This window comes from Microbacterium sp. NIBRBAC000506063, assembly GCF_017968845.1.
Classification (GTDB): domain Bacteria; phylum Actinomycetota; class Actinomycetes; order Actinomycetales; family Microbacteriaceae; genus Microbacterium.
Map to the genome: position 1 here is coordinate 2044416 of NZ_CP072876.1, position 21546 is coordinate 2065961.

Below are 21546 nucleotides of genomic sequence, written 5' to 3' on the forward strand. Positions count from 1 at the left end.
CACACGTCCTCGCCTCGGGTCGCGGATCGGCGCGGGGAGGGCCAGAATGGTGGCATGCCCGAACCCGACGGATCCCTCGCGCGCTTCCTTGCGCCTGCTCAGGTCGCCGAGCTCCTGAGCATCGAGGTCGACGAGGTCATCGCCCTCGTCATGGAGGGCCGGCTGCACGGATCCCAGCTCGGATCGCCGGCGCGCTGGCGCGTCGAGACGGCGAGTCTGGAGGAGTACCTCGCCGAGCAGGCCGAAGAGGCGCGGCGCATGGCCCTGTGGCATCAGTCCCACGCGGCGAGCTTTCCCGAGGTGTGGGGCAACACGCCGCTCTCCCACGGCTGAGAGACCCGCTCAGGGGCCGTAGCCGGCATTGTCGACGACGAGCGAGCTGATCGCCGCGATCGGGATGATCCGGAACCCGCGCACGGCGTCGGCCCGCCGCGGTTCGTCGCGCTCGTGGAGGGCGAGGTCGAGGTGGTCGGCACCGGCGCGGTCGATCGTGCCGTGCACGGCGTCTCCGCGGGCGGTCGTGATCGTCACCGGCATCCTTCGCCTGGCCAGATCGCGCAGCACGAAGCCGAGCGTCATCCGCCCGCGCAGGGTCGCGACCGGGGGAGACGCCTCCAGGCTCTCGAGCATCGCGCCGTGATCGACGGAGACGCCCAGGATGGCCGTGAGCGGCACGATCGTGAGCGCCCGCCGTTCCCGGTGCTCGGCGGCGAGCCAGTCGGCCCCACATCGCGCACGACGACGCGGCTGCGCTCCCCGTCGATCAGATCGAGGAGGAGCGGATGCCGGCCGGCGCTGAGGAATCGCAGGCGCGTGCCCAGTTCGATGCGTGAGATGCGCAGCCGCTCGGACTCCGCGTCCAGCGCCGCCCGCTCGGCCTCCCATTCGGAGGCGAGCTGGCCCTCGAGGTCTTCGAACAGGCGATCCCAATGCACGACTCGAGCGTAGGCGACGAGAATCCCATGTACGTGTTATCCACATACTTGGCCGGAACGGCCCTCACGCGGTCGCGTCCCATGGTGTACTTCCAGGAGATTCCCGGAGGAGAGCCGATGATGATTCTTCATGAGTACTTCGCACCGCAGCCGACATCGACGCAGGACCTGCCCGATCCCGTGCCGCTGATCGAAGGGCTCACGCGCGGCGTGCTCGAAGTGCTCTCGGGTGTGCGCGAGGTCGACCAGCTCGTCCGCTGGCTCGCCGAAGACGCCTATCGCAAGCTGGTCACACGTGCGAACCTGTCCGCGCGGGCCCGCAGCGCTCGCGCGGTCGCGCCGGCGCGACCGGTGTTCGAGATCCTCTCGCTGCGGCACTCCTCGCCGGCCGACGGGGTCGTGGAAGCGGTCGTGATCGTCGCAGGGCCCGCACGGTCCCGTGCCGTCGCCATGCGGCTGGAGGGCATCGACCGCCGCTGGCGGGCGACCTCCCTCGCCGTGCTCTGAGAGGCATACGCCCTAGGCTAGGAGGGTGTCGACCCTCAGCGATCTTGTACATGCCCAGGGCCTGCTCGGCGATGAAGACATCGAGTGGCTCCATCGCCTGACCGGTGACGGGCAGCTTCTGGCCGACCTCGCCTCCGCCGACATCGTCGTCTGGGTCGCGACGGCCGAGGGCTCCTTCATCGCCGTCGCGCACACCCGGCCCAGCGGTGCCGCGACGCTGTTCTACCGCGACATCGTCGGCGAGGTCGTCCGGCCGCAGTGGCGCACCCAGGTGCAGGGCGCGTTCGAGTCCGGTCAGATCGTCGACTCCTCCTCGCCGGACTGGTTCGAGGAGACGCCCACGCGCGTGCGTGCCGTGCCCATCGTGCGCGGCCTGCCCAAGCCGGGGGAGCAGCCGCGGATCATCGGCGTGCTCACCCGCCATACCAACCTCGGCGAGGCGCGCACCCCTCGCGGCAGCAGATCACCTTCGACGAGTGCGCAAGCGACCTGTTCCGCATGGTCGCGACCGGAGAGTTCCCCGACCTCGACGCCCCGACGGCTCCGCGGCGCGGAGCTCCGCGTGCATCCGATGGACTCATCCGTCTGGACGTCGACGGCATCGCGACCTTCGCGAGCCCCAACGCCCTCTCGGCGTTCAACCGCATGGGTTTCGATGACGAGCTCGAGGGCGAATCTCTCGCCGAGGTGACCACCCGCATCCTGCCCGCCTCCATGCAGGTCGACGAGTCGCTGCCGGTCGTGGTCGCCGGACGGGCTCCGTGGCGCACCGACATCGAGGCGCGAGGGGTGACGGTGTCGCTGCGCAGCGTCCCTCTGAAGGATCACGGCACGCGCATCGGCGCGATCCTGCTGAGCCGCGACGTCTCGGAGCTGCGCCACCAGGAGCAGGAGCTCATCACCAAGGACGCCACGATCCGCGAGATCCACCACCGGGTGAAGAACAACCTGCAGACGGTGGCGTCACTGCTGCGCATCCAGGCGCGCCGCACCCATTCCGAGGAGGCGCGCGAGGCGCTCACCCAGGCGATGCGCCGGGTCGCCTCGATCGCGGTCGTGCACGACACGCTCTCGGAGGGGCTGACCCAGCAGGTCGACTTCGACGAGGTCTTCGCGCGGGTGCTCAAACTCGTCGCCGAAGTCGCCGCCGCGCCCAACACACGGGCACGCACCAAGTCGACGGGTCATTTCGGGGTGCTGCCGAGCGCCTACGCGACGCCGCTCGCGCTCGCGCTGACCGAACTCGTGACCAACGCCGTCGAGCACGGCTTGGCCGGGCAGGAGGGCGAGGTCACGATCGATGCGACCCGCAGCGAGTCCCACCTCAAGGTCAGCGTGCGCGACACCGGGCACGGGCTGCCGGAGGGCAGGGTCGGTCAAGGGCTGGGCACGCAGATCGTGCGCACCCTCATCCAGGGTGAGCTGGGCGGGACGATCGACTGGCAGGCGACGAGCGGTCAGGGCACCGAGGTGTCGATCAGTATCCCGCTGCGCTGGCTGGCGCGGGGATAGTGGGATTCGACGAGGACTGCGGCGCCGCGGTCCTCGCTCACCCTTGACCCGCGTCGCGTCGACTCAGCTGGCGCGGCGGGCGCGTGCGGCACGGCGCTTGAGCGCGCGGCGCTCGTCCTCGGAGAGGCCGCCCCAGACGCCGGAGTCCTGGTTGCTCTCGAGGGCGTACTGCAGGCAGACCTCGGTCACGGTGCAGCGCGCACAGACAGCCTTGGCCTTCTCGATCTGATCGATCGCCGGGCCTGTGTTGCCGACCGGGAAGAACAGCTCGGGGTCGACGGTCAGGCAGGCCGCTTTGTCGCGCCAATCCATGAAATAGCTCCTCAGTGGGGGTGTAGGCGATCTTCCGTTTTGCAGAAGATCAGGTGCGGGCAACAATGATCGGGTCGGTTACCCTGGATGGTGAATGAGCAGAACGCTCGACCCACGCCGCTGTGGGAGCACATGACTGATTTTCATTCTTCCGTAACATGTGCGTAATATCAAGGATTTCAGTCGTTCTTATCCGATTCTCAGGAGATTCCGTGCGCGCACCTCGCCTGGCCCTCGCCGCGGCCGCCGTCCTGGCCATCGAGGCTCTCGCTCTCCTGATCGTCGTCGTCATCGAGCTCGTCCACCTGGGCGCCGGCGCCGCCACATCGCAGCCCACCGCGCTCGCGCTCATCGTCCTCACGGTGGTGGGCGCGGCGGCGCTCGCGGTGTTCGCGGTCGGCGTCGCGCGCGGCAACTCCTCGGCGCGTTCGGGCGGCGTCGTGCTGCATGTGCTCGCGATCATCCTCGCGATCAGCGCGCTGACGACAGAGGCGGCCGCCACCACGTTCGCGGCCGCGGTGGGGATTCCCGGGGTCCTCGGCTTCGTCCTGCTCATCGCGAGCGCACGCCGGGAGGGCTACATCGCCCCGAGGAGTCGGATGCCGCATCCGACCCCGTCGACGGAGCCTGACTCAGGCGGCGAGTCCGAGGGTCTTGCGGAGCCTGGCCACGTGCCCGGTGGCCTTGACGTTGTAGAGCGCGTGCTCGATGCGCCCCTCCTCGTCGATGACGAAGGTCGACCGGATGACGCCCTGGATCTTCTTGCCGTAGTTCATCTTCTCGCCCCACGCGCCGTAGGCCTCGTGCACGGCGTGGTCGGGGTCGCTGAGGAGCGTGAAGGTGAGCCCGTCGCGGTCGCGGAACTTCCGCAGCTTCGCCGGCTCGTCGCGCGAGACGCCGAGCACCGTGTAGCCGGCGCCCTGGAGCGAGGCGATGCTGTCGCGGAAGTCGCAGGCCTGGGTCGTGCAGCCGGGGGTCATCGCCGCGGGGTAGAAGTACAGGATGACCTTCTGTCCGCGCAGGTCGTCCAGGCGCACGGGGGCCGCGTCCTGGTCCACAAGAGTGAAGTCGGGGGCAGCGGTTCCGGGTTCCAGGCGCGTCTCAGTCACCCCTCCAGCCTATCGGCCGCGGCTCCGGTCAGGGCGCCGTGCCGAAGGTCTCCAGGAGCCGCTGGAGCGAGTCCAGACGAGACAGCAGCGCCGGGCTCAGCTCGCCGGCCGCGGCCGCCTCGTTGAGGCGGCAGTCCTCGGCATCCGGCAGATGCGTGCAGCCCCGCGGACACTCCGCGGCGATCTCGGCCAGCTCGGTGAACGCGGTCAGGATGTTGTCGGGGTCGACGTGACCGAGGCCGAAGGAGCGGACGCCGGGCGTATCGATGACCCAGCCGGTGCCGCCTGCGCCCACGTAGCGCAGCGAGACGGTCGATGACGAGGTGTGGCGCCCGCGCCCCGTGACCTGGTTGACGTGGCCGGTCGCCCGCTGCGCGCTGGGCACGAGCGCGTTGACGAGCGTGGACTTGCCGACGCCGGAGTGCCCGACGAACACGGTGCTGTGACCGACGAGGGCTGCGCCGATCTCGTCGACCGGCATCTCGTCCTCTGCACTGCGGAAGACGGTGAGGTCGAGTCCGTCGAAGTGCGAGAGGAACTCGTCGGGGTCGGCGAGGTCGGTCTTGGTCACGACCAGGAGAGGTCGGATGCCGGCGTCCAGCGCCGCGACGAGGTAGCGGTCGACGAGGCGCGGGCGGGGCTCGGGATCGGCGGCGGCGACGACCACGAGCATCTGATCGGCGTTGGCGACGATGATGCGCTCGACCTGGTCGGTGTCGTCGGCGCTGCGGCGCAGGAGCGAGCGACGATCCTGGATGCCGACGATGCGGGCGAGCGTGCCCTCGGCACCGCTCGTGTCGCCCACGACGCGCACGGCGTCGCCCGTGACGATCGCGGTGCGGCGCAGCTCGCGGGCACGGGTCGTCGTGATCGTGCGTTCGTCCGGGCCGTCCTCGTCGAGCATGACCGTGTAGCGGCCGCGGTCGACGCCCAGGACGCGACCGATCTCCGCATCCTCATGCGCGGGGCGGCGCTTGGTGCGGGGGCGGTTGGCCTTGGGGTTGGGCCGCGTCCTGATCCGGCTCTCGTCGAAGTCCTCGTACTCGTCGTCGAGGTCGTCCGTCTCGGGCAGCCAGCTCACGCGGTGGCGTCTCCGCCCGCGAGCATCCGCTCCCAGAGCTCGGCGAACTCCGGGAGCGTCTTGGCTGTCGCGCCGATATCGTCGATGAGCACCCCCGGCACCCGCAGGCCGATGAGCGCGCCCGTGGTGGCCATCCGATGGTCGTGCTGGACCTCCCACACCCCACCGCTCAGTGAGCGGGGGAGGACCCGCAGGCCGTCGGGGAGCTCCTGGACCTCGCCGCCGAGGCGCGTGAGGTTGTCGATGAGCGCCGCGATCCGATCGGTCTCGTGCCCGCGGATGTGCCCGATGCCGTGGATCGCCATCGGCCCGTCGGCGAAGGCGGCCAGGCCCACGATCGTGGGGGCCAGCTCGCCGGCCGCGGACAGATCGAGGTCGACGGCCCGGATGCGCTCGCCGGCGCGCACCGTGAGCACCCCGCGCGACGGGAGACATGCGCGCCCAGGGCGTGGAGGATCTCGGGGAGAAGGGCGCCCGGCTGGGTGGAATGCGGCGGCCAGCCCGTGATCGAGACCTCGCCGCCGGTCACCATCGCCGCCGCGAGGAAGGGTGCGGCGTTGGACAGGTCGGGTTCGATCGCGATGTCCTTCGCGCGGGGCACACCGCTCTCCACGAGCCACTCGCCGACCGCAGGCCGTTCGATGTGGATGCCGCGGCGGCTGAGCGACTCGATGGTCATGTCGATGTGGGGCAGGCTCGGCAGCCGCTCGCCCGTGTGCACGAGGTGCAGACCGACGTCGAAGCGGGGAGCGGCCAGCAGGAGCCCCGAGACGAACTGGCTCGATGCGGAGGCGTCGATCTCGACACGACCGCCGCGGATGCGGCCGTGGCCGCGCACCGTGAACGGCAGCGACCACGTGCCCTCGTCGTCGACGTCGACGCCCAGGTCGCGGAGGGCCGTGATCGTCGCGCCCATCGGGCGGTGCAGGGCCGTCTCGTGCGCGGTGATCACGACGTCGGCGGAGGCGAGACCGGCCAGCGGCGCGACGAAGCGCATGACGGTGCCCGCCTGGCCGCAGTCGATCGTCGTGCCGCCCGTGAGCGGCGCCGGGGTCACGAGCAGGTCGGGGCCGAAGCTGCTCTCGCCCTCCACCTCCTCGATGCCCACGCCCAGCAGTCGCAGCGCCTCGACCATGCGCCGTGAGTCGTCGGAGTGCAGGGGCGCGATCAGACGGCCGGGACCGTCGGCGATCGCCGCGATCATCAGCTCGCGGTTGGTGAGCGACTTCGAGCCCGGGATGGTCAGGGTCGCGTGCAGGGGGCGGGCGCCGTGGGCGCGGTGTACGCGTCTTCGGCGAGGGCGGGGGAATACCGATCCTTCGTCATCGGTTCCTACCTTAGTGAACCCCGCTGAACGCCGGATCGAGATGGAACGGGATGGTCGTCACACTGGAGCGCGATAATCGCGTGCTCACCCGCCTAGACTGGCCGGTGATGGACGAGCCCGCACCCGACGCCGCCCCGATCAGCGCGCAGCGCGCCTTCGAGGAGCAGGCGATCCCCTACATGGACCAGCTCTACGCCGCGGCCATGCGTATGACGCGCAACCCCGCCGACGCCGCCGACCTCGTGCAGGAGACCTTCGTGAAGGCCTTCGCCGCCTGGTCGAGCTTCACGCAGGGCACGAACCTGAAGGCGTGGCTGTACCGCATCCTGACGAACACCTACATCAACATCTACCGGAAGAAGCAGCGCGAGCCCTTCCAGGGAACGATCGACGAGCTCGAGGACTGGCAGATGGGCGGGGCCGAGTCCACGACCGCCTCGCACAGCCGCTCGGCGGAGGCCGAGGCGATCGACCGGATGCCGGCATCCGTCGTCAAGGACGCCCTCCAGGAGCTTCCCGAGGACTTCCGCCTGGCCGTCTACTTCGCCGACGTCGAAGGCTTCGCCTATCAGGAGATCGCCGACATCATGAAGACACCCATCGGCACCGTGATGAGCCGCCTGCATCGTGGCAGGCGGATGCTTCGCGAGAGGCTGACGGACTACGCCGCCGAGCGAGGGATCGTCGCGGCGAAGGACACGAGGAGCAGGAAATGAGCGATTGCGGTTGCGACAAGGCGCGGCAGGATCTGGAGGAGTATCTCCGCAACGAGGTGTGCAAGACCGAGCACGCCGAGATCCGCGAGCATCTGGAGAACTGCCCGTCGTGCCGTGATGAGGCGCTGGTCGCCAAGACCCTGACGGAGGTCGTCGCCCGGGCCTGCAAGGAGACCGCGCCCGAGACGCTGCGCGATCAGGTGCTCGCCCGTCTGCGCGCCGCGCAGTCGCACGCGCACTGAACGCCGCCGGGCCTCTACGCTGGAACGATGAGCCTGCCTGACGCCCGCACCGTGCCCGTCGACGAGACCTCTGCCGAGCGCCTGCGGGCGACGGGTCTGCGCTATCGCACGATCGATGTCGAGAACGCGACCGAGGCCGATGCCTTCCTGCAGGCCGGCGCCCGCGGCTTCCTCGAGGAGCGCCCCGCGGAGGCGGCGCTCGCCCGCGGACGCACGGGCCTCGCCGAGCGCCGCAACACCGGCGTGTTCGAGGAGGGCACCGCAGCCGATGCCTGGCCCATCGCCACGGTCAACTCCTGGGTGACGCCGCTCACCGTTCCCGGTGGCGAGGTGCCCATGTGGGCGATCAGCGATGTGACCGTCGCCGCCTCGCACCGCAGACGGGGCATCGCCCGGGCGCTGCTGGAGGGCGAGCTGCGTGCCGCAGCCGCCATCGGGGTCCCCGTCGCAGGACTCACGGTGTCCGAGGCGACGATCTACGGACGATACGGCTTCGGATCCGCCGTCCCCGTCCTGCGCGTCACCGTCGACACGAGGCGTGCCGGCTGGGCGGGCCCCCTCCCTCGGGGCGCTTCGAATACACCGATCGCACGCGCCTGGCAGCCGACCTCGGAGCCCTGCACGAGGTCGCCCGGCAGCAGCGGGCCGGCCAGATCGCCGGCTGGGCGGGGCGCTGGGAGCGCGTGAGCGGCCTCGCATCGGACGACAAGCGCGGCGCGGCGGTGCGCGGCATCCGCTACTCCGACGCCGAGGGGCGCCTGCGCGGGGCCATGGCGATCGATCTCGTCGAGAACGGCGACGGCTTCCGCTTCACGCTCAAGATCCGCCACCTCGCCGCTGTCACCGCCGAGGCGCTCGCCGCCCTGTGGCACTTCGCGCTGAGCCACGACCTCGTCGACACCGTCACCGCCGACCTGCGCCCCGTGGACGACCCGCTCCCGTGGCTCGTCGCGGACCAGCGCGCCGTCGAGCAGACCGTGCACGACCACGGCTGGCTGCGCATCCTCGACGTGCCCGCGTTCTTCGCGGCCCGCACCTGTCGGGCGCCGCTGGATGTGACGCTGCGGGTCACCGACCCGCTGGGCTTCGCCGAGGGCACGTGGCGCCTCCGGGCCGCGGCGGGCGAGCATGCCGAGGCGACGACGACGGATGCGGCATCCGACCTCACGCTCGGGGTCGATGCGCTCAGCGCCCTCAGTGTGGGCGGGGTCAGTGCGGTGCGCCTGCACGCCGCCGGGCGCATCCAGGGGCCCGCGGATGCGGCTGCCGCCCTCGACGACGCGCTGCGTCCCGAGCGGGCGCCGACCCTCGGCCTCTGGTACTGACTACCCGCGGGACGCCGGCACGCGAAGCGCCAGTGCGCCCGGATCCGCGGTCACGGTCAGCGGCAGCGGGCCGAGTGCGTCTCCGTCGGCGTAGCCGGTGAGCCCGGGCGCGTCCAGGCGCACCTCCCGCACCCGCCGCAGGGAGACCTCGGGCCGGCTGCCGTGGGTGCCCGCGAAGGCCTTCGCCAGCACCTGCACGAGCCTCGCGCGCCCGGCCGGGCGGACGATCGTGAGATCGAGCAGCCCGTCGTGCGGGTCGGCTCCGGCGCAGATCGGGATGCCGCCGCCGTAGCGCGCGGTGTTGCCGACAGCAGCGAGCATGAGCGGGCCGTCGACCTCACCCTCGTCGCCGTGCTCGTCGACCCAGGAGACCGTGAAGGGGATCGGGGCGAGCAGGGCGAACTCGACCGCGATGGCGATGTTGTAGCGGGCGCGGCCCCGAGGCCACGTCATGCGGTTCGCCCGGTCGTTGACCTTCGAGTCGAAGCCGCTCGCGAGCACCGTCGCGAAATGACCGACCCTCCCGTCGTCGTGCGTGACGCGTGCGAGATCCGTGGTGATCGTGCGGCCGTCGAAGACCGCATCGGCCGCTTCCACCAGATCGGACGGGATGCCGTGGCTCGCCGCGAAGTCGTTCCCCGTGCCCGCCGGGATCACCGCCAGCGGCACCCCGAGCCGGCCAGGGCGCCCACCGCGAGATGCACGGTGCCGTCGCCGCCCACGACGACGACCGCATCCGGGCGGTCGTCGCGCATGCTCTCCAGCGCCCGTGCGGCATCCGACCGGATCGTCCCCGAATGCACGTCGATCTCGCTCGCACGTGCACGCAGGCGGGCGATCGCGCGCTCGGCGGACCGGATCGCCGTCCCGCCGCGCGCGGTCGGGTTCGCGATGACGCTCAGCCTCACGTGAGAACTCCCGATGCCGTGCGCACGCCGTCGTGCGCGGCCACTGCTCAGCCCAGAGTCAACGCGGTGCGCAGCAGCTCGGCCTGCTCGATCGCGTGGACCTTCGACGAACCCGTCGCCGGGGACGCCGCGGCGGCACGCGCCACGGCGCGGAACTCGCGATCGCCGGGGACATCGGCGAAGGCGAGGGCCAGGAACGGCCAGGCGCCCTGGTTCTCCGGCTCGTCCTGCACCCAGACCAGCTCCGCGTTCGGATAGGAGTCGGTGATGGCCTTGAGTTCGTCGATCGGCGTCGGATAGAGCTGCTCCAGCCGCACCAGCGCGATCTCCGGGTTCGGGTTCTTGTCCAGCTCGCTGCGCAGATCCCAGTGGATCTTGCCGGAGTGCACCAGCACGCGCTTGACGGCGGCGCGATCCAGCGACCGGTCGTCGTCGATCACGGGCTCGAAACGCCCCTGCGTGAAGTCCTCGACGCTGCTGGTCGCCCCGCGCAGGCGCAGCATTGCCTTCGGGGTGAACACGACCAGCGGTCGACGCGGACGCGCGTACGCCTGACGGCGCAGGAGGTGGAAGTGCGACGCCGGGGTGGAGGGGCGCGCCACCGTCATGTTGTCCTGCGCGCACAGCTGCAGGAAACGCTCGATGCGCGCGGAGGAGTGGTCGGGACCCTGACCCTCGTAGCCGTGGGGAGCAGGAGGGTGACCGCGGAGTGCTGGCCCCACTTCTGCTCGGCGGAGGAGATGTACTCGTCGATGACCGACTGGGCGCCGTTGGCGAAGTCGCCGAACTGCGCCTCCCACAGTACGAGGGCGTTGGTGGCCTCGACGGAGTAGCCGTACTCGAAGGCCATCGCCGCGTACTCGCTCAGCAGCGAGTCGTACACCCAGAAGCGGCCCTGGTTCTCGGAGAGGTTGGCCAGCGGCAGCCACTCCTGGCCGTTCGCACGGTCGTGGAGCACCGCGTGACGCTGCACGAAGGTGCCGCGACGGGAGTCCTGGCCGGCCAGGCGCACCGGCGTTCCCTCGACGAGGAGGGAGCCGAACGCGAGGAGCTCGCCGAAGCCCCAGTCGATGTTGCCGTTGCGGCTCATATCGAGGCGCTTGTCCAGCAGCTGCTGGATCTTCGAGTGCACCGTGAAGCCCTCGGGCTTGTTCACGAAGGCGTCGCCGATGAGCTCGATGACCTGCTGCGACACGGCCGTCGTCTCCGGCGTACCCTCGAGCTCGACGGCCGGGGTGCTCTCCGGAGCGATCGGCGTCGCGCCGGTCTCCGCGGCGTGGGTCTCGGCGAAGGCGACCTCGAGGCGGTCCTGGAAATCGCGCTTGGCCTCCTCGTACTCCTCTTCGGTGATGTCACCGCGGCCGACGAGCGACTCGGTGTAGAGGCGCCGGACGGAGCGCTTGGCCTGGATGAGGTCGGTCATCAGCGGCTGGGTCATCGAGGGGTCGTCGCCCTCGTTGTGCCCGCGGCGGCGGTAGCAGACCAGGTCGACCACAACGTCGCGGTGGAACCGCTCGCGGTACTCGAAGGCGAGCTGGGCGACGTGCACGACCGACTCGGGGTCGTCGCCGTTGACGTGGAAGATGGGCGCCTGGATCGTCTTGGCGACATCCGTCGCATACACCGAGCTGCGGGCGTCCTGCGGGACGGTGGTGAAGCCGACCTGATTGTTGACGACGACGTGGATCGTGCCGCCGGTGCGGTAGCCGCGCAGCTGCGACATCTGCAGCGTCTCGACCACGACGCCCTGGCCCGCGAAGGCCGCGTCGCCGTGGACGAGGATCGGCAGCCAGGAGAACGTGCCGATCGGCTTGACATCCTGCTTGGCGCGCACGATGCCCTCGAGCACGCCGTCGACGGTCTCGAGGTGCGAGGGTTGGCCGCGAGGTAGACGGGCACCTCGTTGCCCGAGTCGGACACGAACGTGCCCTCGGTGCCGAGGTGGTACTTCACGTCTCCCGAACCGCGCTGGTTGCCGGGGGCCGTGGAGCCCTCGAACTCGCGGAACACCTGACCGTAGGTCTTGCCGGCGATGTTGGTGAGCACGTTCAGCCGCCCGCGGTGGGCCATGCCGATCGCGGCACCGTCGAGCCCGGCATCCGCCGCTCCGCGCAGGATCTCGTCCAGCAGCGGGATCAGCGACTCGCCGCCCTCGAGAGAGAAGCGCTTCTGGCCGACGAACTTCGTCTGCAGGAAGGTCTCGAAGGCTTCGGCCTCGTTGAGCTTGCGCAGGATCCGCAGCTGCTCGTCGTGACCGGGCTTCTGGTACTTGACCTCCATCTTCTCCTGGAACCAGCGGCGCTGCTCAGGATCCTGGATGTGCATGTACTCGATGCCGAGCGTGCGGCAGTAGGAGTCGCGCAGCACGCCCAGGACGTCGCGCAGCTTCATGATGCGGCGTCCGCCGAAGCCGTTCGTGACGAACTCGCGATCGAGGTCCCAGAAGGTCAGACCGTGGCTCTCGATTTCCAGGTCGGGGTGCGAGCGCTGCACGTACTCGAGCGGGTCGATGTCGGCCATGAGGTGGCCGCGGACGCGGTAGGAGTTGATGAGCTCCTGCACGCGGGCCGTCTTGTCCACGCGCTCGGCGAGGTCGACGGCGATGTCGGCGTTCCACCGGATCGGCGCGTAGGGGATGCGCAGCGACGCGAAGATGTCGTCGTAGAAGCCGCGCTGGCCGATGAGCAGCTCGTGCACGTGCTTGAGGAACTCGCCCGAGCCGGCGCCCTGGATCACACGGTGGTCGTAGGTGCTTGTGAGGGTGATCGTCTTGCCGATGCCGAGCTCGGTCAGCGTCCTGCCGCTGGAGCCCTGGAACTCGGCGGGTAGTCGAGCGCGCCGGCGCCGACGATGCAGCCCTGGCCCTGCATGAGCCGCGGCACGGAGTGCACGGTGCCGATGCCGCCCGGGTTGGTGAGCGAGATCGTCGTGCCCTGGAAGTCGGCGGCGGTGAGCTTGTTGCCGCGCGCGCGGGTGACGAGCTCCTCGTACTCGGAGAGGTACTCGGTGAAGGTGAGCTTGTCGGCGCGCTTGATGCTCGGCACGAGGAGCGCGCGGGTGCCGTCGGGCTTGGGCAGGTCGATCGCGATGCCGAGGTTGATGTGCGCGGGTGCCACGACCGAGGGCTTGCCGTCGACCTCGGCATAGTACACGTTCTGGCTCGGGAAGCCCTTGAGCGCCTGGATCATCGCCCAGCCGATCAGGTGCGTGAAGCTGATCTTGCCGCCGCGGGTGCGGGACATGTGGTTGTTGATGACGATGCGGTTGTCGATCATCAGCTTCGCCGGGATCGTCCGCACGCTCGTCGCAGTCGGGACCGTCAGCGACTGATCCATGTTCGCCGCGAGGGTCTTGGGCAGCCCGCGCAGCGGGGTGACCTTGTCTTCGGCCGGCTCGTCGGTCTCGGCCTCCGCCTCCGACTTCTTGGTGGACGGGGCCTGCGCGGGGATCGGCGCCGTCGCGGCCGGCTTCGCCGTCGTCTTCGCGATCGGCTGCGACCCGATCACCGGCACCGGCGCGGTCATCGGATGCGCGGCGGCTCCGTTGGTCGGAGCCGCAGAGGCGGCCGCCGGAGCGGATGCCGGGGAAGCGCCGCCGGGAGTGTAGTTCTCCAGGATCGGCCACCACTCCTTGTCGACGGAGTTTCGGTCTTCCTTGAACTGCTCGTAGAGTTCATCGACGAGCCAGGAATTCGCTCCGAAGCCCTCGTCGCTGACAGTCCCATCGCCGGTCACCGGACTCGACACCTTGGTTCGCCTCTTTCATCGCCGAAGATCATGCTGCAAGGGGCCCGGAGGGGATATCCGAGTACGCATGCTTTCGGGTATCAAGCCTAACGCCATTCGCGGGCGCGAAAGGTGCAATCTCCGTGATGAAAAGCTCGCTCTTTGGGTACTTTTGAGGTTATGGAGTTCATCGGCGAGGCACCGGCATCCGATCTCACCTACTCGGATGTCTTCCTCGTCCCGCGCAGATCCGCGATCAGCAGCCGGCTCGAGGTCGATCTCGCGCCGCAGGACGGCACGCCGGCGACCGTGCCGCTCGTGTCTGCGAACATGAACTCCGTCACCGGGGCGCGGCTGGCTGCCACCCTCGCCCGGCGGGCGGACTGGGCGTGCTGCCCCAGGACATGCCCCTGCAGGACCTCGACGCCGCGATCCGCTGGGTCAAGGCGCAGCCGGTGCGATGGGACACGCCGCTCGTGCTCGCGCCGCAGGCCACGGTCTCCGATGCGCTGCGCCTGCTTCCCGCGCTGCCGGGGCACGGCATCGTCGTGTCGGAGTCCGGATCGGATGTCGGCATCGAGACGATCCGCGGCATCCTGCCGGCCGAGCGCCTCGCCACCGCATTGCCCGACGCGCAGCTCGGGGATCTCGTGCGTCACAGCTCGCCGTTCCTGGACGCGGAGGACATCGGCTCCGGCCGTGAGGCCTTCGACGTGATCGACGCCGCCGACGCCGAGATCGTGTGCGTGGTCGACCACGGGCACCTCGTGGGCACCCTCAGTGCGCGCAGCGCGCTGCGCTCGAGCCTCTACCGGCCGGCGGTCGACTCCTCGGGGCGTCTCGCGGTGGCCGCCGCGGTCGGCATCAACGGCGACGTCGCCGCGAAGGCCAGGGCGCTCGCCGCCGCCGGTGTCGACGTGCTCGTCGTCGACACGGCGCACGGCCACCAGGACGGCATGCTGCGCGCCCTGCGGACCGTCGCCGAGCTGGGCCTGGGGATCCCCATCGCCGCGGGCAACATCGTCACCGCCGACGGCGTGCACGATCTCGTCGCCGCCGGCGCCGGGATCCTCAAGGTCGGCGTCGGGCCCGGCGCGATGTGCACGACCCGCATGATGACCGCCGTCGGGCGTCCGCAGTTCTCGGCGGTCCTCGAGACCGCCGAGGCCGCTCGGCAGTACGGCGCGCACGTGTGGGCCGACGGCGGGTGCGCTACCCGCGCGATGTGGCGCTCGCGCTTGCCGCAGGTGCGGCATCCGTCATGGTCGGCTCCTGGTTCGCCGGCACGATCGAGGCACCGGGAGAACTGCGCACCGATGCCGACGGCCGCCTCTACAAGGAGTCCTGGGGCATGGCCTCGACCAAGGCCGTGCAGGCGCGCTTCGACCGCCTCGACACCTACGAGCGAGCGCGCAAGGAGCTGTTCGCCGAGGGGATCTCCTCGTCGAAGATCTATCTCGACCCGCTGCGCCCGGGCATCGAGGACCTCCTCGACATGATCACCTCCGGGGTGCGGTCGTCGTTCACCTACGCCGGGGCGTCGTCGGTGCCCGAGTTCCACGACCGTGCCCGCGTCGGTCTGCAGTCCGCCGCCGGCTACGAAGAGGGCAAAGCACTTCCCGTGAGCTGGTAGGCGTTCGGAATCACCGGGTACCTCGAGATGCGCGCACCCCGCCGGAATCGGTAGAATCGTCGGCACAATGGACGACCCTCCTTCTTGTAGTACCTGGCCCCACCGCTCACCCCGCCGCATTCAGGAGGGGTCGCGTGATGGACTACATCATGCTGGGCGTGGGGCTCCTGCTCATCATCGGCACCGGACTGTTCGTGGCCAGCGAGTTCGCGCTGGTCAACCTCGACCGGGCCGAACTGGAAGCGCGGCGGGCGCGCGGCGAGACGCGACTGTCGATGACGATCAACGCGTTGAAGATCACCTCGACGCACCTCTCCAGCGCGCAGCTGGGCATCACGCTGACGACGCTGCTGACCGGCTACACGATGGAGCCGGCGCTCTCGAACCTGCTGCGCCCGGTCCTGACCGGTTGGGGCGTGCCCGAGGCGGCCGTCTCGCCCATCGCCGTCGTCGTGGCGATGTCGACGGCGACGATCCTGTCGATGATCATCGGCGAGCTGGTGCCGAAGAACTTCGCCCTGGCGCTGCCACGGCAGACGGCGAAGGTCGTCATCCCGTTCCAGGCGGCGTTCACCGCCGTGTTCAAGCCGGCGATCCTCCTGCTCAACGGCAGCGCGAACGGCGTGCTGCGCTCCATGGGCGTGGAGCCGAAGGAGGAGCTGTCGGGCGCGCGCACCGCCGAGGAGCTCTCCTCGCTCGTACGGCGCTCGGCCAGCGCCGGGATGCTCGAGGCCGACACGGCGACGCTCCTGGACCGCACCCTGCGGTTCACGAGGCTCACCGCCGCCGACGTGATGACCGCGCGCCCGAGCATGCATGCGATCGCCGTCGGCGACAGCGCCGACGAGGTCATTCAGCTCGCCCGCCGCACCGGGCACAGCCGCTTCCCGGTGTTCGACGAGACGCTCGACGACATCACCGGGGTCGTGCACCTCAAGGCGGCCGTCTCGGTGCCGCGGGAGCGGCGGGCGGATGTCCCGGTCGGCGCCCTGTCGACCGAACCCTTGCGCGTGCCCGAGACCGCGCATCTGGACACGCTGCTGGGCGAACTGCGCACCCGCGGCTATCAACTGGCGGTCGTCGTCGACGAGTACGGCGGCACCGCGGGCTGGTCACGCTCGAGGATCTCGTGGAGGAGATCGTCGGCGAGGTGGCCGATGAGCACGACCGTTCGCGGGCGGGTGTGGTCCGCACCCGCGACTCGGTGACCTTCCCGGGCGAGCTGCGCCCCGACGAGCTGCACGACCGCACGGGCATCGACGTGCCCGAAGGCGATGTCTACGACACGGTGGGCGGCTATGTCATGAGCGTGCTCGAGCGCGTCCCGAGCGTGGGCGACCGCGTCACGCTCGACAGCGGAGAGCTGGAAGTGGTCCGCATGGACGGCCGCCGCATCGACCGGGTCAGGTACCGTCCGACGCCCGTCGACGTGGCCCCGGCGATGAGGAGGTGACCCGATGAGCGATTGGGCAGGCCTGGTCTGGCTGGTGGTGCTGCTGGCCGCGAACGCCTTCTTCGTCGGCGCGGAGTTCGCCGTCATCTCGGCCCGGCGTTCGCAGATCGAGCCGCGCGCCGAGCGGGGTTCGCGGGCGGCGAAGACCGCGCTGTACGCGATGGAGCACGCCACTCTCATGCTCGCGACGAGCCAGCTGGGCATCACGATCTGCTCGCTGCTGATCCTGAACGTCTCGGAGCCGGCGATCCATCATCTCCTGGCGGTGCCGATGCACGCCCTCGGATGGTCGGACACGGTCGTCAGCGTGACCTCGTTCACGATCGCCCTCGTGATCGTCTCCTTCCTGCACGTGGTCTTCGGCGAGATGGTGCCGAAGAACCTGGCGTTCTCGCTGCCCGACCGGGCGGTGCTCCTCCTCGCGAGGCCGCTGGTGTGGGTGTCGAAGGTGTTCATGCCGATCATCTGGGTCCTCAACGGCATCTCCAACGGCGTGCTGAGGATGTTCGGCGTGCAGCCGAAGAACGAGGCGGCATCCGCCTTCACGATCGACGAGGTCGCCACGATCGTCAGCCAGTCGCGCCTCGAGGGCGTGCTCGACGACCGGACCGGGGCGGTGGCCGCGGCGGTCGAGTTCACCGACAAGAAGGCGCGTGATGTCGCCGTGCCCCTGGACGAGCTCGTGACTCTGCCGCAGGACACCACGCCCCACGAGATCGAGCGCGCCGTGGCGAAGCACGGCTTCTCGCGCTATGTGATCGTCGACGGTGCGGGTGCGCCGATCGGGTACGTGCACCTGAAGGACATCCTGCGCGCCGCGGAGGGGTCGGATGCCGAGACCGCCGTCGAGGAGCCCCTCGCCGCCAAGCGCATCCACCACATGGTGCCGGTGCAGGAGGACACGGATCTCGAGGACGCGCTCACCCTGATGCGTCGCGCCGGTCGCCATCTGGCCCGCGTGCGCGACACGGAGGGCGAGACGACGGCGGTGCTCTTCCTGGAGGACGTGCTGGAGGAGCTGGTCGGTGAGGTGCAGGACGCGACGCGTCGCGGCTACGGCCGCACCAATTCGGGGCGCTGAGCCTTCGGCCGTTGAGCGAGGATTCGCGAAGCGAACCCGAGACGAAACGCGGGTGCTTGACCGGCACGCTTGCTGCGTTTCGTCTCGCGGAGACCTGCGCTGAGCGAGCGAAGCGAGTCGAAGTGTCGCTCAACGATCAGATGGCAGCGGTGACGGGGTCACCGCCAGCGGGCGCGCAGGTACTGCGGAGGCCAGTAGTCGATCTCGGCGCCCAGCTCGTGGGCGGCGCGCAGCCCGAAGTGCGGGTCGCGCAGCCACTCGCGACCGGCGAAGATCGCGTCGGCGGCGCCGTCTCTGAGCACCTGCTCGGCCTGCTCCGCGGCGGTGATGAGGCCGACGGCGCTGGCGGGCACGCGGCCGCCGCGGCGGATCGCGGCGGCGAGGGGCACCTGGTAGCCGGGGCCGACGGTGATCCGCTGGTGGGCGACGAGTCCGCCGCTGGAGACGTCGATGAGGTCGGCGCCGCGCGCCGTGGCCCAGTCGGCGACGGTGGCGGCCTCCTCCGCGGTGAATCCGCCCTCGGCGTGGTCGGTGGCCGAGATCCGCACCAACAGCGGTGCGTCGCCTGAGACGGCGCGCACCTCCTCGATGATGCGCAGCAGCAGCCGGGCGCGGTTCTCCAGCGTGCCGCCGTACTCGTCGTCGCGCAGATTCGACAGCGGCGAGAGGAACTGGTGCAGCAGGTAGCCGTGGGCGCCGTGGAGCTCCAGCACGTCGAAGCCGGCGTCGATCGCACGGAGGGCGGCGTCGCGGAAGGCCGCGACCACGCCGTCGATGCCCGCGGCGTCGAGGGCGACCGGTTCGCTCAGTCCGTCGAAGGCCACGGCCGAGGGGCGACGGTCGTCCAGCCGCCGTCCTCTGCGGGCACCGAGCCCCGCCCATCCGCGAAGGGCCACCAGGTCGAGGCCTTGCGTCCGGCGTGGGCGAGCTGGACGCCCGCGAGGGCTCCGCGGTCATGGATCGCTCGGACGATCGGCGCCCAGGCGTCGCGCTGCGCGTCGTTCCAGAGGCCCGTGTCGCGCGGGAGATGCGTCCTCCGGCACGACCGAGGTGGCCTCGGCGACGACGAGACCGGCACCGCCGGAGGCGAACTGGGCGAGGTGGGTATGGTGCCATTCCTGCGGTACGCCGTCGACGGCGCTGTACATGCACATGGGGAGACCCACAGCCGGTTGCGGAAGGTCGTCTCGCGGAGGGTGAGCGGAGAGAAGAGCAGAGTCACGTCTTCGACGGTACTGCGTCTCGGGGGTGCCAGGGCGCGCGGTGGGGCATCGGCAGTAGCGTGGAGGCATGAGCGAGGTGCGCGAGTGGGGCGAGGCGACACGGCCCGCCTGCTGCGTGCGCCGACCGCGCGCGATGACAAGTACTCGCGCGGTGTCGTGGGTCTGCGCACCGGATCGCCGGAGTATCCGGGTGCGGCCGTGCTCGGCGTCGAGGCGGCGTGGCGCGCCGGCGCCGGTTTCGTCCGCTACTCGGGTCCGCCCGAGGTCGGCGCACTGGTCCTCGCCCGGCGCCCCGAGACGGTGGTCGGGTCGGCGACGAGCGGCCGGGTGGGCGCCTGGGTCATCGGATCCGGAACGGATGCCGCCACCCGTTCGGTCGCCGAGGAGCGCCTTCTGCGCGACCTGCTCGCCGGCACGGTCCCGGTGGTCGCCGACGCCGGTGCTCTCGACCTCGTTCCGGATGCTGCGGCATCCGTCATCGCGACCCGCACGCGGGCGAGTTCGCCCGGCTCCGAATCGCCCTGGGCTCAGCGCGCCGAGCGAGGACCGGGTGGCAGAGGCACGCGAGACGGCGGCGGCGCTCGGGCAGACGGTGCTGTGGAAAGGTGCGGAGACGCTCGTCGCGGCATCCGACGGCACCGTGTTCGTCGTCGCGGCGCAGACGCACTGGCTCGCCACCGCCGGCACGGGCGACGTCCTCGCCGGGTCCTGGGCGCGCTCCTCGCAGCCAATCCGCAGGCGACGCTCGCCGAAGCGGGGGCCGCGGCAGCCTGGCTGCACGGACGAGCGGCCGCGCGGGCTTCGGGGGCCGCGGCGGGGCATCCCGGGCATCCGATCGTCGCGATGGACGTCGCCGAGGAACTGCCGCACGCGATCGCGGAGGTGCTGTCGCGGTGACCTTCACCCGCACCCGTCTGGCCGTGCTCTGGGCCGTCTTCCTCGCCGCGCATGTGCTCGTGGCGTGGCTCGGCGGCGTGCTGCCCAACCAGCCCATGGGCGATGTCTACCTCGTCTATGAGCCCTGGGCCCATGCGGCGCTCACCGGCGGCACTGTCGTCGGGATCACCGAGGCCTGGGTGTACCCGCAGCTCGCCCTTGTGCCGATGATGCTCGCGCAGCTGCTCGCCTGGGCGATCGCTCCGCTCGCCGGGGCGAACGCCTACGTGGTCGCCTGGGCGCTGCTGGTGACCCTGCTCGACGTCATCGCCTTCGCCGTGCTGACCGGCCGTCGCCCGACCCAGCCGCGCCGGGTCGCCGCCTGGTTCTGGTGCGGCGCGCTCCTCGCACTCGGGCCGATCGCGATCTACCGGATCGACGCGATCACCGTCCCCTCGCGCTCATCGCGGGTCTGTGGATCACGAAGCGCCCCGCCGTCGCGGCGGTGCTGCTGGCGGTGGGGCGTGGATCAAGATCTGGCCGGGGCTCTGCTTGCGGCATCCGTTCTCGCGGCGAAGCCGCGCCTGCGCCTGCTCGCCGCGGGGGCGATCACCGTCGCGGCGATCCCGGTGGTGCTGTTCCTTCTCGGGGCGGATGCCGCGCTCTTCGGCTTCCTCACCGCACAGACCGATCGGGGTCTGCAGATCGAGGCGGTCGCCGCGACGCCGTTCCTGTGGCTCGCACTCGCCGGGCGTGCAGGGATCGACTACAGCTTCGAGATCCTCACCTTCCAGATCACCGCTCCCGGGGCGGCGCTCGTGGCGGCGCTCACCCTCCCCGCGCTCATGCTCGGCGTCGGCGTGCTGCTTCTGCTCGGCGGCGTCGCGGCGGCACGCGGCGCCTCGTACCGGACGCTGTTCCCGCCACTGGCCCTCGCGCTCGTGCTGGCGCTCATCGTTCTCAACAAAGTCGGCTCACCGCAGTTCCTGACCTGGCTCTTCGTGCCCGTCATGCTGTGGATCGTGCTCGACCGCGCCCGCGCCGTCGTCCCGGCGATCCTCACCCTCGTGCTGTGCGCGCTGACCTTCGCCGTCTACCCTGTGCTCTATGGCGGGCTGCTCGCGGCCGAAGCCCTTCCCATCGTCGTCCTGAGCGTGCGCAACGGACTTCTGCTCGTGCTGCTCGCCCTGTCCGTCACCCGACTCGTCCGGGTGCTGCGCCATCCGCGCGCCCGTCACTGAACCACCCGCACACAGGAGGAAACACCATGCTCATCGCCTTCTCCGTCGCCCCCAGCGGCACCGGTCGCGCCGACGGCTCCGTCCATGACGCGGTCGCGGCCGCCGTGCGCATCGTCCGGGAATCGGGCCTGCCGCATCGCACCTCCAGCATGTTCACCGAGATCGAGGGGAGTGGGACGAGGTCTTCGACGTCGTGCGGCGCGCCACCGAAGCCGTCCTGCCGTTCGGTTCCCGCGTCTCGCTCGTGCTGAAGGCCGACATCCGCCGGGGTTCACGGGCGAGATCGACGGCAAACTCGATCGCCTGGAGAAGGCGCTGGAGGGTGAGCTCGCCCGCATCC

The 21546-nt window shown here is 70.5% G+C and carries 19 protein-coding genes and 9 pseudogenes; 14 read left to right on the top strand and 14 right to left on the bottom strand.

Going from position 1 to position 21546, the window contains the following annotated elements:
• Positions 1-54 precede the first annotated feature (54 nt).
• The gene (locus KAE78_RS11555) at positions 55-333 is read left to right on the top strand and encodes a helix-turn-helix domain-containing protein (RefSeq protein ID WP_223170934.1); all 279 of its coding nucleotides are present in this window, start codon (positions 55-57) and stop codon (positions 331-333) included.
• 9 nt (positions 334-342) lie between these two features.
• On the opposite strand, the gene KAE78_RS11560 is transcribed toward KAE78_RS11555, so the two are convergent.
• On the bottom strand, positions 343-675 hold the full coding sequence (locus tag KAE78_RS11560) for a hypothetical protein (RefSeq protein WP_223170935.1): 333 nt from the start codon (positions 673-675) through the stop codon (positions 343-345).
• 380 nt (positions 676-1055) lie between these two features.
• Here KAE78_RS11560 and KAE78_RS11565 point away from each other — a divergent pair, with 380 nt between their 5' ends.
• Together KAE78_RS11565 and KAE78_RS11570 are read left to right on the top strand one after the other, a co-directional pair.
• Positions 1056-1442 carry an Rv3235 family protein gene (locus KAE78_RS11565; RefSeq protein ID WP_223172477.1) on the top strand — a complete coding sequence of 129 codons (387 nt, stop codon included), beginning with the start codon at positions 1056-1058 and terminating at the stop codon, positions 1440-1442.
• A gap of 25 nt (positions 1443-1467) precedes the next feature.
• Positions 1468-2954: pseudogene (locus KAE78_RS11570) on the top strand (sensor histidine kinase).
• A gap of 63 nt (positions 2955-3017) precedes the next feature.
• Here the strand turns inward: KAE78_RS11570 and KAE78_RS11575 are convergent.
• From KAE78_RS11575 to aroA, 5 genes and pseudogenes are all read right to left on the bottom strand, one after another.
• Positions 3018-3266, bottom strand: a complete 249-nt coding sequence (locus KAE78_RS11575; protein WP_223170936.1) for a WhiB family transcriptional regulator — start codon at positions 3264-3266, stop codon at positions 3018-3020.
• Positions 3267-3466: 200 nt separating this feature from the next.
• Positions 3467-3715 (bottom strand): hypothetical protein, encoded by a 249-nt coding sequence (locus tag KAE78_RS11580; protein WP_223170937.1) that lies wholly within the window; start codon positions 3713-3715, stop codon positions 3467-3469.
• Positions 3716-3898: 183 nt separating this feature from the next.
• Positions 3899-4375, bottom strand: a complete 477-nt coding sequence (gene bcp, locus KAE78_RS11585; protein ID WP_223170938.1) for a thioredoxin-dependent thiol peroxidase — start codon at positions 4373-4375, stop codon at positions 3899-3901.
• A 28-nt stretch (positions 4376-4403) separates the two neighbouring features.
• Positions 4404-5456, bottom strand: coding sequence for a ribosome small subunit-dependent GTPase A (gene rsgA / locus KAE78_RS11590; RefSeq protein ID WP_223170939.1), 1053 nt, complete (start codon positions 5454-5456; stop codon positions 4404-4406).
• A pseudogene (aroA, locus tag KAE78_RS11595) lies at positions 5453-6782 on the bottom strand (3-phosphoshikimate 1-carboxyvinyltransferase). Before aroA ends, rsgA begins: the two are co-directional and overlap by 4 nt.
• 51 nt (positions 6783-6833) lie before the next feature.
• Here aroA and KAE78_RS11600 point away from each other — a divergent pair.
• From KAE78_RS11600 to KAE78_RS11615, 4 genes are read left to right on the top strand one after another with little or no spacing between them, the layout of a single operon-like run.
• A complete protein-coding gene (locus KAE78_RS11600) occupies positions 6834-7499 on the top strand; it encodes a sigma-70 family RNA polymerase sigma factor (protein ID WP_411155940.1) in 666 nt (221 codons plus the stop codon).
• Positions 7496-7741 carry a zf-HC2 domain-containing protein gene (locus KAE78_RS11605; RefSeq protein WP_223170940.1) on the top strand — a complete coding sequence of 82 codons (246 nt, stop codon included), beginning with the start codon at positions 7496-7498 and terminating at the stop codon, positions 7739-7741. Before KAE78_RS11600 ends, KAE78_RS11605 begins: the two co-directional genes overlap by 4 nt.
• 27 nt (positions 7742-7768) lie before the next feature.
• Positions 7769-8428 carry a GNAT family N-acetyltransferase gene (locus KAE78_RS11610; RefSeq protein ID WP_223170941.1) on the top strand — a complete coding sequence of 220 codons (660 nt, stop codon included), beginning with the start codon at positions 7769-7771 and terminating at the stop codon, positions 8426-8428.
• A complete protein-coding gene (locus tag KAE78_RS11615) occupies positions 8425-9066 on the top strand; it encodes a sterol carrier protein domain-containing protein (RefSeq protein ID WP_223170942.1) in 642 nt (213 codons plus the stop codon). The genes KAE78_RS11610 and KAE78_RS11615 overlap by 4 nt, the downstream gene beginning before the upstream one ends.
• Here the strand turns inward: KAE78_RS11615 and KAE78_RS11620 are convergent, their stop codons facing one another.
• The 6 genes and pseudogenes from KAE78_RS11620 to KAE78_RS19840 form a co-directional block, all read right to left on the bottom strand.
• Positions 9067-9735 (bottom strand): diacylglycerol kinase family protein, encoded by a 669-nt coding sequence (locus tag KAE78_RS11620; protein WP_411155941.1) that lies wholly within the window; start codon positions 9733-9735, stop codon positions 9067-9069.
• Positions 9720-9974, bottom strand: coding sequence for a diacylglycerol kinase family protein (locus tag KAE78_RS11625; protein ID WP_411155942.1), 255 nt, complete (start codon positions 9972-9974; stop codon positions 9720-9722). Before KAE78_RS11625 ends, KAE78_RS11620 begins: the two co-directional genes overlap by 16 nt.
• 47 nt (positions 9975-10021) lie before the next feature.
• Complete coding sequence (locus KAE78_RS19825) at positions 10022-10477, bottom strand: hypothetical protein (RefSeq protein WP_411156025.1); 456 nt, start codon at positions 10475-10477, stop codon at positions 10022-10024.
• A gap of 51 nt (positions 10478-10528) precedes the next feature.
• A pseudogene (locus tag KAE78_RS19830) lies at positions 10529-11823 on the bottom strand (thiamine pyrophosphate-dependent enzyme); the annotation flags it as partial.
• A gap of 881 nt (positions 11824-12704) precedes the next feature.
• Positions 12705-12767, bottom strand: a pseudogene (locus KAE78_RS19835) (hypothetical protein); the annotation flags it as partial.
• Complete coding sequence (locus KAE78_RS19840) at positions 12764-13708, bottom strand: 2-oxo acid dehydrogenase subunit E2 (RefSeq protein ID WP_411155943.1); 945 nt, start codon at positions 13706-13708, stop codon at positions 12764-12766. The gene KAE78_RS19840 and the pseudogene KAE78_RS19835, both read right to left, overlap by 4 nt.
• A 171-nt stretch (positions 13709-13879) precedes the next feature.
• Here KAE78_RS19840 and KAE78_RS11635 point away from each other — a divergent pair.
• From KAE78_RS11635 to KAE78_RS11645, 3 genes and pseudogenes are all read left to right on the top strand, one after another.
• Positions 13880-15332: pseudogene (locus KAE78_RS11635) on the top strand (GuaB1 family IMP dehydrogenase-related protein).
• A 137-nt stretch (positions 15333-15469) separates the two neighbouring features.
• Positions 15470-16785, top strand: a pseudogene (locus KAE78_RS11640) (hemolysin family protein).
• A 4-nt stretch (positions 16786-16789) separates the two neighbouring features.
• Positions 16790-17866 (top strand): hemolysin family protein, encoded by a 1077-nt coding sequence (locus KAE78_RS11645; RefSeq protein ID WP_223170943.1) that lies wholly within the window; start codon positions 16790-16792, stop codon positions 17864-17866.
• Positions 17867-18024: 158 nt separating this feature from the next.
• Here KAE78_RS11645 and KAE78_RS17825 read toward each other — a convergent pair whose 3' ends face one another.
• Both KAE78_RS17825 and KAE78_RS17830 read right to left on the bottom strand, forming a co-directional pair.
• Positions 18025-18690: a tRNA-dihydrouridine synthase gene (locus KAE78_RS17825; protein ID WP_262927648.1), complete on the bottom strand. Its 666-nt coding sequence runs from the start codon at positions 18688-18690 to the stop codon at positions 18025-18027.
• On the bottom strand, positions 18672-19088 hold the full coding sequence (locus tag KAE78_RS17830) for a hypothetical protein (RefSeq protein ID WP_262927649.1): 417 nt from the start codon (positions 19086-19088) through the stop codon (positions 18672-18674). The genes KAE78_RS17825 and KAE78_RS17830 overlap by 19 nt, the downstream gene beginning before the upstream one ends.
• On the opposite strand from KAE78_RS17830, the pseudogene KAE78_RS17835 reads away from it, so the two are divergent.
• From KAE78_RS17835 to KAE78_RS11665, 4 genes and pseudogenes are all read left to right on the top strand, one after another.
• Positions 18973-19494 (top strand): annotated as a pseudogene (locus KAE78_RS17835) (NAD(P)H-hydrate dehydratase); the annotation flags it as partial. The gene KAE78_RS17830 and the pseudogene KAE78_RS17835 overlap by 116 nt on opposite strands.
• A 55-nt stretch (positions 19495-19549) precedes the next feature.
• Positions 19550-19738: pseudogene (locus tag KAE78_RS17840) on the top strand (hypothetical protein); the annotation flags it as partial.
• A gap of 244 nt (positions 19739-19982) precedes the next feature.
• Entirely contained in the window at positions 19983-21206 is a 1224-nt protein-coding gene (locus KAE78_RS11660; RefSeq protein ID WP_223170944.1) for a hypothetical protein, read from the top strand.
• Positions 21207-21232: 26 nt separating this feature from the next.
• A pseudogene (locus KAE78_RS11665) lies at positions 21233-21527 on the top strand (MTH1187 family thiamine-binding protein); the annotation flags it as partial.
• Between the last annotated feature and the right edge of the window lie 19 nt (positions 21528-21546).

Excerpts from the sequence above, each read along its gene's own strand:
- KAE78_RS11555 (WP_223170934.1), top strand. The coding sequence starts at position 55 with ATGCCCGAACCCGACGGATCCCTCGCGCGCTTCCTTGCGCCTGCTCAG.
- KAE78_RS11565 (WP_223172477.1), top strand. The coding sequence starts at position 1,056 with ATGATTCTTCATGAGTACTTCGCACCGCAGCCGACATCGACGCAGGAC.
- KAE78_RS11575 (WP_223170936.1), bottom strand. The coding sequence starts at position 3,266 with ATGGATTGGCGCGACAAAGCGGCCTGCCTGACCGTCGACCCCGAGCTG.
- KAE78_RS11580 (WP_223170937.1), bottom strand. The coding sequence starts at position 3,715 with ATGCAGCACGACGCCGCCCGAACGCGCCGAGGAGTTGCCGCGCGCGAC.
- KAE78_RS11600 (WP_411155940.1), top strand. The coding sequence starts at position 6,834 with ATGGTCGTCACACTGGAGCGCGATAATCGCGTGCTCACCCGCCTAGAC.
- KAE78_RS11605 (WP_223170940.1), top strand. The coding sequence starts at position 7,496 with ATGAGCGATTGCGGTTGCGACAAGGCGCGGCAGGATCTGGAGGAGTAT.
- KAE78_RS11610 (WP_223170941.1), top strand. The coding sequence starts at position 7,769 with ATGAGCCTGCCTGACGCCCGCACCGTGCCCGTCGACGAGACCTCTGCC.
- KAE78_RS19825 (WP_411156025.1), bottom strand. The coding sequence starts at position 10,477 with ATGCTGCGCCTGCGCGGGGCGACCAGCAGCGTCGAGGACTTCACGCAG.
- KAE78_RS11645 (WP_223170943.1), top strand. The coding sequence starts at position 16,790 with ATGAGCGATTGGGCAGGCCTGGTCTGGCTGGTGGTGCTGCTGGCCGCG.